Origin of the sequence: Vogesella mureinivorans, assembly GCF_007644035.1 — a bacterium.
Taxonomy (GTDB): Bacteria; Pseudomonadota; Gammaproteobacteria; order Burkholderiales; family Chromobacteriaceae; genus Vogesella; species Vogesella mureinivorans.
In genome coordinates this window covers 1-263 of sequence record NZ_VMTV02000351.1, presented here as the reverse complement: position 1 = coordinate 263, position 263 = coordinate 1, and the positions used below count along the sequence as shown (strand labels likewise).

The following is a 263-nucleotide window of genomic DNA, read 5'->3' as shown; positions in this document are numbered from 1 at the left end:
AAAGTTACTCTCCTGTTGCTGATGCACCAACATGGTTACAACTCTTAGGTTCAGGTGTCTGGACCATGGTTTGGACTGCGGTACTTGCATTTTTTATCGCTTTCCTGCTGGGTTCGTTAATCGGAATCTTGCGTACGATTCCCAACAAGCCACTTGCCTTTATTGGCACATGTTATGTCGAACTGTTTCGAAATATACCTCTGATTGTCCAACTCTTTTTCTGGGCATTCGTTTTTCCTGAACTACTCCCACATCATCTCCTC

1 protein-coding gene is annotated in these 263 nt (G+C 44.1%); it reads left to right on the top strand.

Translation table 11 applies throughout. The features are described from left to right. A partial coding sequence (locus tag FLQ44_RS10950; protein WP_206208813.1) for an ABC transporter permease subunit occupies positions 1-263 on the top strand: 263 nt, incomplete at both ends.